Genomic DNA, 14,699 nt, shown 5'->3' on the forward strand with positions numbered 1-14,699 from the left:
CGTTTTTTGCGCAACTAGAGAGTCGCAGGAATGAAGCCGTTCGCCTCCCGTTATCTGCTCCTTGTCGCATTTTCTCTGCTGCTGGGCGCTTGCCAAAGCACGCCACCGGCGGCCACCGAGCCTACCGATGCACGGGCCACGGCTATTGCACAGCTGGAACAAAGCCTCGCCAGCAGCGAGCTGGCTACCGCTGAAGGTCAACTGGCCACCTTGCAGGCCGAGTCGCCCAACGATCAATCCCTTGAGCAATATCAGCGGCAACTGGCCGAAGCCTATCTGCGCCGTAGCCAGATCGTGCTGCAAAAAGGCGATGTGAATGCTGCCGCCACTGCGCTGAGTCGGGCCCGGGCGCTGATGCCCAAGGCTCCGGCGCTGACCGGCGGGGTCAACAACGCGATCGTCAATGCGCGTAAAGCCGAGCTGGACAGAGCTGAAGCGGCGCTCATGGCTGCCGAAGCCAAGCCGCAAGCCAAGGTCATCGACCCGACGGCCGAAAGCACCACGGTGGCGCTGAACCTCACGGACATGACAAAGCTTCGCCGGCAACTGGATGCCATCGCGGCCGATGTGGTGAATTATCAGTGCGACGTCAGCATTCAGGCGCCACGTACCCAGGACTACCCGTGGTTGGCCACCTTGTTGACCAAGCGGGTGAAGAAGCTGGATTCGGGGTTTGATCTGAATCTGGAAAAGCAGATTTTGCGCAATATTCCGGCGCAGATGGTTCTAAGTCCGCGTAAGCCTTAAAAAGCTTCGCGAGCAGGCTCGCTCCCACAGGTTATGAGCTGACCACAGTTATGTGGTTGACCCAATCATTGTGGGAGCGAGCCTGCTCGCGAAGGCGTCCTCCCAATCGATAAATTATGTTCAGACTGCCTTAAGCCGGAATCGCCTTGGCCTTAGGCTCCCGATCCCAAACCCGATGCTGCCCGACCGCAGCAAAAAACGGCTTGATCAACTTGTCATCCGTTCCCACGATCAACCCCGCATCAACCTCCAGCTTCAACACATCCAGCAACTGCTTGGCCTCGCCATGCAGTGCGATTGCCTTCAAGTGTTTGTACGCTTCAAGCAGGTAATGCAATGCCACACCGTCACCGCTCAACGCCTTGATCGACGCTGCGCCGCCGGGCACGAATACCGCGTCGAACGCGATGGATGGCATCCCTTCCATCGATGCATCCACCGGCAGCGCTTTACCATCGGCCGTTGTCACGGGTGCCGAGGTAGGGCCGAGCAGTTTTGCGTGCGCACCTTCAGCCTTCAGCGCGGCTTTCATCGCATCAATCGCCGCACCGTCGACCCCATTGGCCGCCAGAATAGCGACTTTTCGCGTCTTGATATCGCCCGGTAGCAAGTTGGCCTGGCTTAAGGCCGGCGAGCGATCCAGGGAGATTTTCGGTACATCGACCGTGCCGGCTTTCGGCGCTGGCAGGCCGAGGTTCTGCGCGACGCGCTTGGCCAGTTCCAGATCGATGTTGGCGAGGATCTCATTCACTTCGCGCGCGCGGATGTGCTCACGCTCGACCTTGCCCAGCTCAAAGCTGTAAGCGGCGATGATGTGCTCCTGCTCGTGCTTGCTCATGCTGTGGAAGAACAGCCGGGCCTGGGAGAAGTGATCGCCGAAGGACTCGCTGCGCTGGCGAATCTTGTTGGCATCGATGCGCTCCGGATGGGTTTCGAAACCACCATTTTGTGCAGCAGGCGGGGTTTCTTTGGGCCAGCCGCCGTCAATCGAGTTCGGCTCGTAGGAGGCACGGCCCTTGTCGATCGTGGTGCGATGGAGCGCGTCCCGCTGACCGTTGTGGAAGGGCGCGACCGGACGGTTGATCGGAATTTCGTGAAAGTTCGGTCCGCCAAGTCGGCTGATCTGCGTATCGGTGTAGGAAAAAAGTCGTCCTTGCAGCAGTGGATCGTTGGAGAAGTCGATCCCCGGCACGATATGCCCAGGGCAGAACGCGACCTGCTCGGTCTCGGCAAAGAAGTTGTCCGGATTGCGATTGAGCACCATCTTGCCCAGCGGGGTAATCGGCACGGTTTCTTCTGGAATGATTTTGGTCGGGTCAAGCAGGTCGAAATCGAAGGAGTGTTCGTTTTCCTCCTCGACCACCTGTACGCCCAGTTCCCATTCCGGGTAGTCCCCCATCTCGATCGACTCCCACAGATCGCGACGGTGATAGTCGGTGTCTTTACCGGCGAGCTTCTGCGCTTCATCCCAGACCAGCGAGCAAGTCCCGGCAGAAGGGCGCCAATGGAATTTGACGAAGCGTGATTTACCTTCGGCGTTGATCAGGCGGAAGGTGTGCACGCCAAAACCCTGCATGCTGCGCAGGCTCTTCGGGATCGCCCGATCGGACATGGCCCACATCACCATGTGCGCCGATTCCGGTACCAGGGAGACGAAGTCCCAGAAGGTGTCATGAGCCGAGCCGCCGGTGGGAATCTCGTTGTGGGGCTCGGGTTTTACCGCGTGCACGAAGTCCGGAAACTTGATGGCGTCCTGGATGAAGAACACCGGCATGTTGTTGCCCACCAGGTCGAAGTTGCCTTCGTCGGTGAAAAACTTCACGGCGAAACCTCGTACGTCGCGCACGGTATCGCCCGACCCACGCGGGCCCTGCACTGTGGAAAAGCGCACAAAGACCGGGGTTTGTTTGGCCGGGTCCTGCAGGAAGCCTGCCTTGGTCAGCACGGAATGGTTTTCGTATGACTGAAAGTAACCGTGGGCGCCGGTCCCGCGGGCATGCACGATGCGTTCGGGAATGCGCTCATGGTCAAAATGCGTGATCTTTTCACGCATGATGAAGTCTTCCAGCAATGACGGCCCGCGGGAGCCGACCTTCAACGTGTTCTGGTTGTCCGCAACCTTTACCCCCTGATTGGTGCGCAGGGCTTGTTCAGTGGCGTCGGAACGAAATTTTTCCAGGCTGTCGAGCTTGGCGTTGGTGTTGCCGCGGTCCAGGGTGTCGGTCCCGGCCAGTGCGCTTTTGGGTGCGGCAGGCTTTTTTGTACTCATCAGTCGTAAACTCCTCGTTGCAATTCCCGCCGTAGCCAGGACTCTTGGGCAATATCCCCAGGCACGGCACCAGGGGCGTTTTCGAGTTGCTTAATTAGTGACTGATGGCGTTATCAGCCGTTCCTTTTTTCTGACCTTTGATCGCGTTATTGCCAAATGGCAGGATGAATGCGAAATAAATGCTAAGAACCTCTATACAGACAGGCTAAAATGCGCGCCCGGCTATCCGCTGATCCTTTTCTAACGCGCCCCACAAGGTTCGCTACGTGATCGAGTTTCAAAACGTCCACAAAACCTACCGCGTTGCCGGTAAGGATATTCCCGCCCTGCACCCGACCAGTCTGACGATTGAGAATGGTCAGGTATTCGGCCTGATCGGCCATTCCGGAGCGGGAAAAAGTACCCTGCTGCGTCTAATCAATCGCCTGGAAAACTCCACCGGCGGCAAGATCTTCGTTGATGGCGAAGAGGTCACCGCGCTGGATGCCAACAGCCTGCGGCGCTTCCGTCAGCAGGTCGGGATGATTTTCCAGCACTTCAACCTGCTGGCCTCCAAGACCGTGGCCGACAACGTCGCCCTGCCGCTGACGCTGGCCGGCGAACTGTCTCGCGCCGAGATCGATCGGCGCGTGGCCGAATTGCTGGCGCGGGTCGGGCTTTCCGACCACGCTAAAAAGTACCCGGCGCAGTTGTCCGGTGGCCAGAAGCAGCGCGTCGGTATTGCCCGCGCCCTGGCGACCAAGCCAAAAATCCTGTTGTGCGACGAAGCCACCAGCGCCCTGGACCCGCAGACCACCGCGTCGGTCCTGCAATTGCTGGCCGAGATCAATCGCGAACTGAAGTTGACCATTGTCCTGATCACCCACGAGATGGACGTGATCCGCCGGGTCTGCGACCAGGTGGCCGTGATGGACGCTGGCGTGATCGTCGAGCAAGGTTCGGTGGCCGAGGTGTTCCTGCATCCCAAGCACCCGACGACCAAGCGCTTCGTCCAGGAAGACGAGCAGATCGACGAAAGCGAACAGCGCGATGATTTTGCTCACGTGCCTGGCCGCATCGTGCGCCTGACCTTCCAGGGCGAGGCGACCTACGCACCGTTGCTGGGTACCGTCGCTCGGGAAACCGGTGTCGACTACAGCATCCTGGCCGGTCGCATCGACCGCATCAAGGATGTTCCTTACGGTCAGTTGACCCTGGCCGTCACCGGTGGCGACATGGAGGCGGCGTTCGCCCACTTCACCGCAGCTGACGTCCACATGGAGGTCCTGCGCTGATGGAAGTCCTGACAAGTTTCTTTGCCAATATCGACTGGTTCGAAATCTGGCTGGCCACCGGCGATACCTTGCTGATGCTCTTCGGTTCGCTGTTGTTCACCGTGCTGCTGGGCTTGCCGCTGGGCGTTCTGTTGTTCCTCTGCAGCCCGCGACAATTGTTTGAAGCCAAGGGCGTCTATGCGATGTTGTCGCTGGTGGTGAACATCCTGCGATCGCTGCCATTCATCATTCTGTTGATCGTGATGATTCCGTTCACGGTATTGATCACCGGCACTTCGCTGGGTGTCGCCGGGGCGATTCCACCGCTGGTGGTGGGCGCCACGCCATTCTTCGCGCGCCTGGTGGAGACCGCCCTGCGTGAAGTGGATCGAGGCATCATCGAGGCGACCCAGGCCATGGGCGCGACGACGCGACAGATCATCACCAATGCCTTGCTGCCGGAAGCGCGCCCGGGCATCTTCGCGGCGATCACGGTGACAGCCATTACACTGGTGTCCTACACGGCAATGGCCGGTGTGGTCGGCGCTGGCGGCCTGGGTGACCTGGCGATCCGTTTCGGATACCAGCGTTTCCAGACCGATGTGATGGTGGTCACCGTGGTGTTGCTGCTGGTGCTGGTACAAGTGCTGCAGACCGTTGGCGACAAATTGGTTGTCCACTTTTCTCGTAAATGAGCTTTTTAATGCATGAGCCGGCCATTCGCTGGCAGGCGCCGAAGACAGGCGCCTCACATGGAGTTAGCTGAATGAAAAAACTACTCGTCGCATTCGCTGCCGTTGCAGCCTTTTCCGCCCACGCTGCCGACACCCTGACCGTCGCTGCCACCCCGGTCCCGCACGCGGAAATCCTCGAATTCGTCAAACCGGCCCTGGCCAAAGAAGGCGTGGACCTGCGGGTCAAGGTCTTCACCGACTACATCCAGCCGAACGTGCAGGTTGCCGAGAAGCGTCTGGACGCCAACTTCTTCCAGCACCAGCCGTACCTCGACGAGTTCAACAAGGCCAAGACCACCAATCTGGTGGCCGTGACCGGCGTACACCTGGAACCGCTGGGCGCTTACTCCAGCAAGTTCAAGGCGCTGACCGAGCTGCCAGGCGGCGCCAACGTAGTGATCCCGAACGATGCCACCAACGGCGGCCGTGCGCTGTTGCTGCTGGCGAAGGCCGGCCTGATCAAGTTGAAGGATTCGAACAACATCCTGTCGACTGTGAAGGACATCACCGAAAACACCAAGGACCTGAAGTTCCGCGAACTGGAAGCCGCGACCATCCCCCGCGTGCTGACCCAGGTCGACCTGGCGCTGATCAACACCAACTACGCTCTGGAAGCCAAGCTCGATCCGGCCAAGGATGCGTTGGTCATCGAAGGCAGCGATTCGCCGTACGTCAACATCCTCGTATCTCGTCCGGACGACAAGGACAGCGAGGCGATGAAGAAGCTGGTTGCTGCATTGCACAGCCCGGAAGTGAAAGCCTTCATTCTCGAGAAGTACAAAGGCGCGGTAGTGCCGGCGTTCTGATCTGTTGATGTAACGAAAAAGGGGCGCAATCACTGCGCCCCTTTTTTATGCTTGGAACACCGCCCCCCTGTAGGAGCGGGCTTGCCCGCGATGGTCGTCAACGATAACGCTGGAAGCCTGACACCCCGCGGCGCTCTCAGGTTTTTCGTCGGAACGCCGCCCGGAGCAAGCTCGCTCCTACAGGGTTTTGTGGTGGTTTTATTTGCGGTTAAGCATTACCGGCAACTGCGCTACCAGCTTCACATTATTCAACGGCGCCCGAATAAACCCGCGCTGGGTCCCATCCGGTCCGATCACCGCCAGGTTGCCGCTGTGATCGACCGTGTAATTCGGCTTGCTGGTGTCCGCTGGAATGAACGGAATGCTCACCGCATTGGCCAGCTTCTGGATGTCTTCGACCGAAGACGCCGTCAGCCCTATGAACTGCGGGTCGAAATAGCCCAGGTATTGCTTGAGCTGCTTGGGTGTGTCGCGATTCGGGTCGACGCTGACCAGCACGATCTGCAGTTTATCCACAGCCTCGGGCGGCAGTTCGCTCTTGATCTGGCGCAGCTGGGCGAGGGTGGTCGGGCAGATGTCCGGGCAGAAGGTGTAGCCGAAGAACAGCAGCGACCATTTGTCTTTCAACTCATTGACCATTACCGGCTTGCCGTCCTGATCGGTCATCGTCACATCCGGCAGGTTGCGGCTTTGCGGCAGCAGGATGATTCCGGCGTCGATCAACGCGGTCGGATCACCCTGGCCCTTGCCGGACAGCACTTTGTTGATGGTCAGGCCCAGGACCAGCGCGATCAGGGCGACGAGAATGAAGACGGTTTTTTGGGTTCGAGTCATAGGTTCAACAGTAAGTAGTGGTCTACGAGCAGCGCGATGAACAGCAGGAACAAGTAGTAGATAGAGTACTTGAAGGTGTTGATCGCCGCGTGCGGCCGAGTGCCACGGTACAGCACCACGGCCCATTGCAGAAACCTTGCGCCAAGTCCCAGGGCGCAAATCAGGTAGAGGATGCCGCTCATGTGGATCACGTAGGGCATCAGGCTGACGGCCAGCAGCGCAAAGGTGTAAAGCAGGATGTGCACCTTGGTGTAGTGCTCGCCATGGGTCACCGGCAGCATCGGGATGTCGGCCTTGGCGTATTCCTCCTTGCGGTGAATGGCCAGGGCCCAGAAGTGCGGCGGGGTCCAGGCGAAGATGATCAGCACCAGCAACAGGGGTTCGGCGCTGACATGGCCGGTGGCCGCGGTCCAGCCGAGCAGTGGCGGGGCAGCGCCGGCCAGGCCGCCGATGACGATGTTCTGCGGCGTCGCGCGTTTCAGGAAGCCGGTGTAGACCACCGCGTAGCCGAGCAGCGAGGCCAGGGTCAGCCATGCGGTCAGCGGGTTGGTGAAGGCCAGCAGCATGGCTTGGCCAAGCAATGCCAGCACCAGGGCGAAGGTCAGCGCGGCGGCCGGTGACACCCGACCTTCGGCCAGCGGTCGTTTATGCGTACGCGCCATCACCGCGTCGATCCGCCGGTCCACCACATGATTGACCGCCGCCGCACCTCCGGCACACAAGGCGATTCCGAGGTTGCCGAACACCAGCACCGTCCACGGCACCCCGGCGCGGGTCGCGAGGAACATGCCGACCAGCGAGGTGATGAGCATCAGCACTACCACTTTCGGTTTGGTCAGCTCCAGATAGTCACGCCAGATCGCCTGGCTGTGACGTTCGCCGATCAGAGTCGCCATGGCATCTCTCCTTTTATTGTTATGGGCCCGGCCGAATGTTTACGCGGGCTGAAGCGCCATCGCGCAGGGGTGTGTTGCTTGACCCGAACCAGGCTGGTTCGCGCGTGATAATTGACCAGGACCAGCGTTAGCAGGAGTGCGGCGCCGCCGGCATTGTGAGCGACGGCCACCGGCAGTGGCAGGTGAAACAGCACGTTGCTGATGCCGAGGGTAATTTGTGCGGCGAGGGCAATCAGCACCAGCCCCGCCAGGCGCGTCATGCCGACCACCTTCAGTTGCCAGGCGAGGCCGAGCAGTACCAGGGTCACCAGCAGGGCGCCGATACGGTGAGTCAGATGAATCGCCGTGCGGGCATCGCTGTCCAATTGTCCGCCGAGGTAGTTTGGCCCGATGTGCTGGGTCAGGTGAAAGCCGTTGGCGAAGTCGGCAGGTGGCAGCCATTGCCCGTGGCACGTCGGAAAATCGATGCAGGCCACTGCCGCGTAGTTGGAACTGACCCAGCCGCCAAGGGCTATCTGCCCGATGACCAGCAGCAACCCAGCGGTCGCCCAGTACTGCAGCCGGCGCGGCACGGTCAATGCGGGCAATACGCCGGACAGGCGCAAGGTCAGCAGAAACAACAGGCTCAGGGTCGCAAAACCGCCGAGCAAATGCCCCGTCACCACTTGCGGCCAGAGCTTGAGCGTCACCGTCCACATACCGAACGCCGCCTGTGCGATCACCACGGCCAACAGGAATAGAGGCAACTTCACCGGTTGCCCTGGTTGCCGCCGATGCACCCAAGCGCGGCCGGCCAATACCGAAATCAACAGCCCGAGGGTGCCGGCGAAGTAGCGATGGACCATCTCGTTCCAGCCTTTGTGGGCTTCTACAGGCGCATCGGGAAAGTGCAGCTCGGCATGGGCCAACTGGGCTTCACTGTTCGGCACGCTGATAAAGCCATAGCAACCCGGCCAATCCGGGCAGCCGAGGCCGGCGTGGGTCAGGCGGGTGTAGGCGCCCAGCAGCACCACTACCAGTGCCAGCAAGGTGGCAAACAGCGCGAGGCGAAATCCAGGTTTGGCCATGACGATGCCCTTATCCGATGTTCGACAGTTTCAGCAGATGGCGCAGGTCGATGAGCAGGTCCTTGCCTTTGACCGTCGGGTCGTAGCGCAGCACCAGATTGCCGTGAGGGTCGATGATCCACAGCTGCGGCACGGTTGTGTCCCCGGTCGTCTTGCTGAAGGTCGTCAGGTCCATCGGGTAACGTTGCAGTTGTGGGTACTCGCGCGTCAGCTTGGCGTCGTAATCACTGCTCAGCGGTTGCGCCGCTGCCAGCGCGTGGCTGGCGCGCCCGGCATCACGGCCAAGACCGATCTGGACTTGCCGCGCCAGGTACACCAGCTGCTGGCAATCGACCGAACACTCCTTGGGGGCGGTGACCAGCAACTGCCAGCGGTCCTCCTGCGCTTGCACTCCGATGTCCGCGCGGGTCTGGCCATTGCCGATCAACTCGCCGTGATAACTGCGGCCCTCCGGCACCCAGAACTGCAATTTGTACATGCCGGTGGCAAGGATCATCGGACCGATCACCCCCAGCAGGATCAGCAATAACTGCAAGCGACCCTTGCGCCGACTCGCCGGGGTCTTCGCCTCAGACATGTTGGGTGGATTCATGGCCGCTCCCATGGTGTTTCTCCTTTGCGTTGTGCCAGCCGAGATAGAGATAAAGGCCGAACAGGGCGATCGACATCGCGAACCACTGCACGGCATAAGCCAGGTGTTTTTCCGGACCCATGGCCACCACCGGCCAATCGGCCTGGTAAGTTGCGGGGCCGCTTTCTGCGCGTAATTCGTAGGCGAAGCCGTCACGGTCCAGCGCGGTCCAGAGCCTGGCCGGTTCGACGGCGGTGACCAGCTGAGGCCAGGTCGTGGCGTTCGGGTCGGCGTGTAGCTGGAACGTGGCGCCGGGGGAGACGTAGACCGAGGCGTCGAGACTCAATGCCTGTTTGGGTGTGGTGAATTGCGGCGGGGTGCGCCGGTCCGGCCATGGCAGCCAACCGCGATTGACCAGCAGCCAGAGCCCGGTCGCCTGATCCTGGAAGGGTTGCAACAGTTCGACGCCAACCTTGCCGTCGCGCTGGCGGTTATCCAGCAGCAGGCTGTGCGCGGCATCGAATTGGCCGTGCAAGCGCACGCGGCGAAACGCCGGATCCTCGGTGTGTTGCAACTCGGTGCTGGCCATCGGTTCGGCAACCCGGCGTTCGGCATAGCTTTGCAGCAGCGCGCTTTTCTCCGCGCCCCGGCTCAACTGCCAGAACCCGAGTGAAACCAGCATGGGCAGCAACAGCGCGACCACCAGGGTCGGCACGATGCCCGGCCGGAAGCGCTTCATGGCATCGCCAGAAAGTCGTCAGTCGCGATAGCTATACTCAAGTGCATCGCCTTTCCCCCGGAGTCTCACCATGCTCAAAGCAGCCATCGTCCTGATGCTGATTGCCACGGTTGTCAGCCTGTTCAGCGGCCTGTTTTTTCTGGTCAAGGACGACAGCAGCTCGAACCGCCTCGTCATTGCCTTGAGTGTTCGTGTGGCCCTGGCCGCGATCACCGTCGGCTTGATTGCCTGGGGTTTCTTCAGCGGCCAGTTGGTGTCCCACGTACCTTGGTAGCTCTTTGAATCAGCGCGTCAAAGCACGTAGACGAAAACGAACAGCCCGATCCACACCACATCCACAAAGTGCCAATACCAACTCGCCGCCTCGAAGCCGAACTGATGCTCGTTGTCGAAATGTCCACGCATGACCCGCATCAGCATCACGAACAGGATGATGGTGCCGATGGTCACGTGGGCGCCGTGGAACCCGGTGAGCATGAAGAAGGTCGCGCCGTAGATGCCAGAGCCCAGGGTCAGGCCCAGTTCTTGGTAGGCGTGGATGTATTCTTCGGCCTGGAAACCGAGGAATGCGCAACCGAGCAATACAGTGATCGCCAGCCAGATTTTCAGCGCGCCGCGGTGGCCCTTTTTCAAAGCGTGGTGGGCGATGGTCACGGTGACGCTGGAACTCACCAGCAGCACGGTGTTGAGCAGAGGCAGGCCCCAGGGGCTGATAACGTCCTTGGGTGCCGGGAAGAGTTTGGGGTCAGGGTTATTCAGCAACGGCCAGGTGAACTCGAACGTCGGCCACAGCATGTGGGCGAGGCCTTTGACCCCTTCACCGCCCAGCGCCGGGCCAGTGACGTTGCGCACATAAAACAATGCGCCGAAGAAGGCGATGAAGAACATCACCTCCGAGAAAATGAACCAGCTCATGCCCCAGCGGAAGGAGCGATCCATTTGGGCGCTGTACAAGCCCTGGCGGCTTTCCTTGATCACCGTGCCAAACCAGCCGAACAGCATGTAGGCCAGCAGCAGGCTGCCAACGAAGAAGATCAGCGGGCCGTGGGATTCCGGCCGCGCAGCTTTCAGGTCGTTGAACCAGGTGGCCAGGCCTAACACGGTGACGAACATGCCAACCGTGGCAATGATCGGCCATTTGCTCTGGGTCGGAACGTAATAATGCTCATGAGTTGCCATTTATTGTTCTCCTTATCGGGCACGCTCAACCGCCAGTATTTACGGCCACCGGTGGATGTCGGGCGGTGATGTCGAACAGCGTGTAGGACAGCGTCAGGTGCTTCACATCCTTGGGCATGTCACGGTCAACGATAAAACGTACCGGCATCTCGATCCGTTGACCGGGCTGCAGCACTTGCTGGGTAAAGCAGAAACATTCGGTCTTGTGAAAATACGCCGCCGCACTGCTCGGTGCGATGCTCGGCACTGCCTGGGCGCTCATCGGGCGATCGGTCGGGTTATGGGCGATGAAGATCATCTCGTTCACCGCTCCCGGGTTGGCGGTCAGCTCATCGCTCTTGGGATAGAAATCCCAGGACATGTCGGCGGAGTTGGTCGACAGGAACTGCACGCGCACTTGCCGCGAAGTGTCGACCGTCTGTTCGCCCTCGTACTGGCCGGAGGTCTTGCCATTGATACCGAACGCCTTGCACATCACGTCGTAGATCGGCACCAGGGCAAAACCGAAGACAAACATCGCCACCACCACCAGCAGCAGGCGGGTGACCAGCTTTTTCATCGAAATCGAATCAGCCATGATTTCTGCCCTCCACACCGAACCCTGTGGGAGCGAGCCTGCTCGCGAAGCAGACGCCACGGTTCATCATCAGACAGACCGCGTCATCGTTCTTCGCGAGCAGGCTCGCTCCCACAGGTGTCAGTGCGTTCATTTCACTTCCGGCGGTGTGGTGAAGGTGTGGTACGGCGCCGGTGACGGAATGCTCCACTCCAGGCCTTCTGCTCCATCCCACGGTTTGGCGGGTGCCGGCTCGCCACCACGAATGGTCTTGATCACGATGAACAGGAAGAAAATCTGCGTGGCACCGAACATGAACGCGCCGATCGACGACACCATGTTGAAATCGGCGAATTGCAGGTTGTAGTCCGGAATCCGCCGCGGCATACCCGCCAGCCCCACGAAGTGCATCGGGAAGAAGGCCATGTTCATGCCGATGAACGACAGCCAGAAATGCAGCTTGCCGAGGGTTTCGTCGTACATGTGGCCGGTCCATTTCGGCATCCAGTAGTAGGCCGAAGCGAAGATCCCGAAGATCGCCCCTGGCACCAATACGTAGTGGAAGTGCGCAACCACGAAGTAGGTGTCCTGGTACTGGAAGTCCGCCGGGGCAATGGCCAGCATCAGCCCGGAGAAGCCGCCAATGGAGAACAGGATCACGAACGCCACCGCGAACAGCATGGGTGTCTCGAAGGTCAGCGAACCCTGCCACATGGTGCTCGCCCAGTTGAACACCTTCACTCCCGTGGGCACCGCGATCAGCAGCGTGGCGTACATGAAGAACAGTTCGCCCACCAGCGGGATACCGACCACGAACATGTGGTGCGCCCAGACGATGAACGACAGGAACGCGATGCTCGCCGTGGCATAGACCATCGAGGTGTAGCCAAACAGCGGCTTGCGCGAGAAGGTCGGAATGATCGAGCTGACCGCCCCGAAGGCCGGCAGGATCATGATGTACACCTCGGGGTGACCGAAGAACCAGAACACATGCTGGAACAACACGGGGTCACCGCCACCGGCGGCACTGAAGAAGCTGGTGCCGAAGTGGATATCCATCAGCATCATCGTCACGCACCCGGCCAGTACCGGCATCACCGCAATCAGCAGGAACGCGGTGATCAGCCAGGTCCAGACAAACAGCGGCATTTTCATCAACGTCATGCCGGGGGCGCGCAGGTTGAGGATGGTGGCGATCACGTTGATCGCGCCCATGATCGAACTGATCCCCATCAAGTGGATGGCGAAGATGAAGAACGTCACGCTTTCCGGCGCATAGGTTGTCGACAGCGGAGCATAGAACGTCCAGCCGAAGTTCGGCCCGCCACCGGGGGTGAACAGGGTCGACACCAGCAGGATGAATGCCGCCGGCAATAGCCAGAAGCTGAAGTTGTTCATCCGTGGCAGGGCCATGTCCGGCGCGCCGATCATCAACGGGATCATCCAGTTGGCGAGGCCGACGAAGGCCGGCATCACCGCACCGAACACCATGACCAGACCGTGCATGGTGGTCATCTGGTTGAAAAATTCCGGCTGGACGATTTGCAAGCCCGGCTGGAACAGTTCGGCGCGAATGACCATCGCAAACGAACCGCCCAAGAGGAACATGGAGAACGCAAACCACAGGTACAGCGTGCCGATATCCTTGTGGTTGGTGGTCAGCACCCAGCGCATCAGGCCTTTGGCGGGGCCATGGGCGTGGTCGGTGGCGTGACCGTGGTCATCGATTACGGCGCTCATGGCCTGTCTCCTGCAAACAGATGGGCTGGGCAGGCCGGGGCGCTATGCCCCGACCGGTTCCTTGGGTGCGCAATAGACCGGGTCATTTGCTTTCCGCCTGTTTCAGCTCCAGTACTTCTTTTGGAGTGACCATGTCGCCCTTGTTGTTGCCCCAGGCGTTTCGTTCGTAGGTCACGACCGCCGCGATGTCGACTTCCGAAAGCTGCTTGCCGAATGCCGCCATGGAGGTGCCGGGCTTGCCATGGAAGACAATGCTCAGGTGATCCTTGATCGGTCCGGTAGCGATTTTCGAGCCCTTGAGCGCCGGGAACATCGGCGGCAGGCCCTGGCCTTCGGCCTGGTGACAGGCCACGCACGTGGTGTGATAGACCTTGTCGCCGCGCTCCTTGAGCTCCTCCAGCGTCCATTCCTTGCTGGTCAGTTCTTTGAGCTGTGCGGCTTCAGCCTTGCGCTCGCCCAGCCATTTTTCGTAATCGGCCTTTTCCTTGACCTCGACCACGATCGGCATGAACCCGTGGTCCTTGCCGCACAACTCGGCGCACTGGCCGCGGTAGAGGCCGGGTTTCTCGATCCGGGTCCAGGCTTCGTTGACGAACCCCGGGATCGCATCGCGCTTGACCGCGAAGGCCGGCACCCACCAGGAGTGAATCACGTCGGCAGAGGTCACCAGGAAGCGCACCTTGGCACCGATCGGCAGCACCAGCGGCTTGTCGACCTCGAGCAGGTAGTGTTCGCCCTTGGTTTCCTTGTTGTGGATCTGGTCGGCAGGCGTGGCCAGGTTGCTGAAGAACTCGACGTCCTGACCCAGGTATTTGTAGTGCCACTTCCACTGATAGCCCGTGACCTGGATATCAATATCCGGCTCACTGGCGTCGTACATCTTGATCAAGGTTGCGGTCGCGGGAATCGCCATCGCCACCAGGATCAGGAAGGGCACGATGGTCCAGAGGATTTCGACGGTGGTGCTTTCGTGAAATTTTGCGGCCACCTGCCCGGTAGAGCGACGGTGAACCATCATCGACCAGAACATGGCGCCGAAGACGATGATGCCGATCACTACACAGATCCAGAAAATGGTCATGTGCAGGTCAAATACTGCGTGACTGATTTCAGTCGCTCCAGGCGCCATATTTACAGTCCATGCGGCGTGTGCCGGACTGAAAATCGACCACAACAGGAGGCCCATCCAGACGTGTGGATGTCGCATCATTGCGGGTTCCCCTTATCGTTCTTGTTATCCCGCCGGCTTTCACCTGCGGCAAGGGAGCGGCTTTTTCAGACTACGAACTTGAATCGCCGAGCCTTGCT

15 protein-coding genes are annotated in these 14,699 nt (G+C 60.1%); 5 read left to right on the forward strand and 10 right to left on the reverse strand.

Annotated features, from left to right (window positions below; genetic code table 11):
* Positions 1-30: 30 nt before the first annotated feature.
* Complete coding sequence (locus ACA041_RS00310; protein ID WP_497439382.1) at positions 31-747, forward strand: PA5502 family lipoprotein; 717 nt, start codon at positions 31-33, stop codon at positions 745-747.
* Between the two features lie 130 nt (positions 748-877).
* On the opposite strand, the gene katE is transcribed toward ACA041_RS00310, so the two are convergent.
* Positions 878-3,016 carry a catalase HPII gene (gene katE, locus ACA041_RS00315; protein ID WP_497439383.1) on the reverse strand — a complete coding sequence of 713 codons (2,139 nt, stop codon included), beginning with the start codon at positions 3,014-3,016 and terminating at the stop codon, positions 878-880.
* Between the two features lie 266 nt (positions 3,017-3,282).
* Here katE and ACA041_RS00320 point away from each other — a divergent pair, with 266 nt between their 5' ends.
* The 3 genes from ACA041_RS00320 (at position 3,283) to ACA041_RS00330 (ending at position 5,809) form a co-directional block, all read left to right on the forward strand.
* A complete protein-coding gene (locus tag ACA041_RS00320) occupies positions 3,283-4,290 on the forward strand; it encodes a methionine ABC transporter ATP-binding protein (protein WP_497439384.1) in 1,008 nt (335 codons plus the stop codon).
* Positions 4,290-4,964: a methionine ABC transporter permease gene (locus ACA041_RS00325; RefSeq protein WP_497439385.1), complete on the forward strand. Its 675-nt coding sequence runs from the start codon at positions 4,290-4,292 to the stop codon at positions 4,962-4,964. Before ACA041_RS00320 ends, ACA041_RS00325 begins: the two co-directional genes overlap by 1 nt.
* Positions 4,965-5,035: 71 nt before the next feature.
* Complete coding sequence (locus ACA041_RS00330) at positions 5,036-5,809, forward strand: MetQ/NlpA family ABC transporter substrate-binding protein (protein WP_497439386.1); 774 nt, start codon at positions 5,036-5,038, stop codon at positions 5,807-5,809.
* A gap of 198 nt (positions 5,810-6,007) precedes the next feature.
* On the opposite strand, the gene ACA041_RS00335 is transcribed toward ACA041_RS00330, so the two are convergent.
* From ACA041_RS00335 to ACA041_RS00355, 5 genes are read right to left on the reverse strand one after another with little or no spacing between them, the layout of a single operon-like run.
* The gene (locus ACA041_RS00335; protein WP_497439387.1) at positions 6,008-6,643 is read right to left on the reverse strand and encodes an SCO family protein; all 636 of its coding nucleotides are present in this window, start codon (positions 6,641-6,643) and stop codon (positions 6,008-6,010) included.
* Entirely contained in the window at positions 6,640-7,539 is a 900-nt protein-coding gene (gene cyoE, locus ACA041_RS00340) for a heme o synthase (RefSeq protein ID WP_497439388.1), read from the reverse strand. The genes ACA041_RS00335 and cyoE overlap by 4 nt, the downstream gene beginning before the upstream one ends.
* Positions 7,527-8,606 carry a COX15/CtaA family protein gene (locus tag ACA041_RS00345; RefSeq protein WP_497439389.1) on the reverse strand — a complete coding sequence of 360 codons (1,080 nt, stop codon included), beginning with the start codon at positions 8,604-8,606 and terminating at the stop codon, positions 7,527-7,529. The genes cyoE and ACA041_RS00345 overlap by 13 nt, the downstream gene beginning before the upstream one ends.
* A gap of 10 nt (positions 8,607-8,616) precedes the next feature.
* Positions 8,617-9,210: a PA_0111/PP_0108 family redox-active disulfide protein gene (locus ACA041_RS00350; RefSeq protein ID WP_497439390.1), complete on the reverse strand. Its 594-nt coding sequence runs from the start codon at positions 9,208-9,210 to the stop codon at positions 8,617-8,619.
* On the reverse strand, positions 9,176-9,916 hold the full coding sequence (locus ACA041_RS00355) for an SURF1 family protein (RefSeq protein WP_497439391.1): 741 nt from the start codon (positions 9,914-9,916) through the stop codon (positions 9,176-9,178). Before ACA041_RS00355 ends, ACA041_RS00350 begins: the two co-directional genes overlap by 35 nt.
* Positions 9,917-9,986: 70 nt before the next feature.
* Here ACA041_RS00355 and ACA041_RS00360 point away from each other — a divergent pair, with 70 nt between their 5' ends.
* Positions 9,987-10,190 (forward strand): twin transmembrane helix small protein, encoded by a 204-nt coding sequence (locus tag ACA041_RS00360; RefSeq protein WP_008152470.1) that lies wholly within the window; start codon positions 9,987-9,989, stop codon positions 10,188-10,190.
* 17 nt (positions 10,191-10,207) lie between these two features.
* Here the strand turns inward: ACA041_RS00360 and ACA041_RS00365 are convergent, their stop codons facing one another.
* The 4 genes from ACA041_RS00365 to coxB all read right to left on the reverse strand — a co-directional run bounded on the left by ACA041_RS00365 (position 10,208) and on the right by coxB (position 14,601).
* Complete coding sequence (locus ACA041_RS00365; RefSeq protein WP_497439392.1) at positions 10,208-11,095, reverse strand: cytochrome c oxidase subunit 3; 888 nt, start codon at positions 11,093-11,095, stop codon at positions 10,208-10,210.
* Positions 11,096-11,120: 25 nt separating this feature from the next.
* Positions 11,121-11,672 carry a cytochrome c oxidase assembly protein gene (locus ACA041_RS00370; RefSeq protein WP_497439393.1) on the reverse strand — a complete coding sequence of 184 codons (552 nt, stop codon included), beginning with the start codon at positions 11,670-11,672 and terminating at the stop codon, positions 11,121-11,123.
* A gap of 129 nt (positions 11,673-11,801) precedes the next feature.
* Positions 11,802-13,391 carry a cytochrome c oxidase subunit I gene (ctaD, locus tag ACA041_RS00375; RefSeq protein WP_497439394.1) on the reverse strand — a complete coding sequence of 530 codons (1,590 nt, stop codon included), beginning with the start codon at positions 13,389-13,391 and terminating at the stop codon, positions 11,802-11,804.
* 82 nt (positions 13,392-13,473) lie between these two features.
* Complete coding sequence (gene coxB / locus ACA041_RS00380; RefSeq protein WP_497439395.1) at positions 13,474-14,601, reverse strand: cytochrome c oxidase subunit II; 1,128 nt, start codon at positions 14,599-14,601, stop codon at positions 13,474-13,476.
* Between the last annotated feature and the right edge of the window lie 98 nt (positions 14,602-14,699).

The sequence above is a fragment of the Pseudomonas sp. LBUM1676 genome (assembly GCF_059695605.1).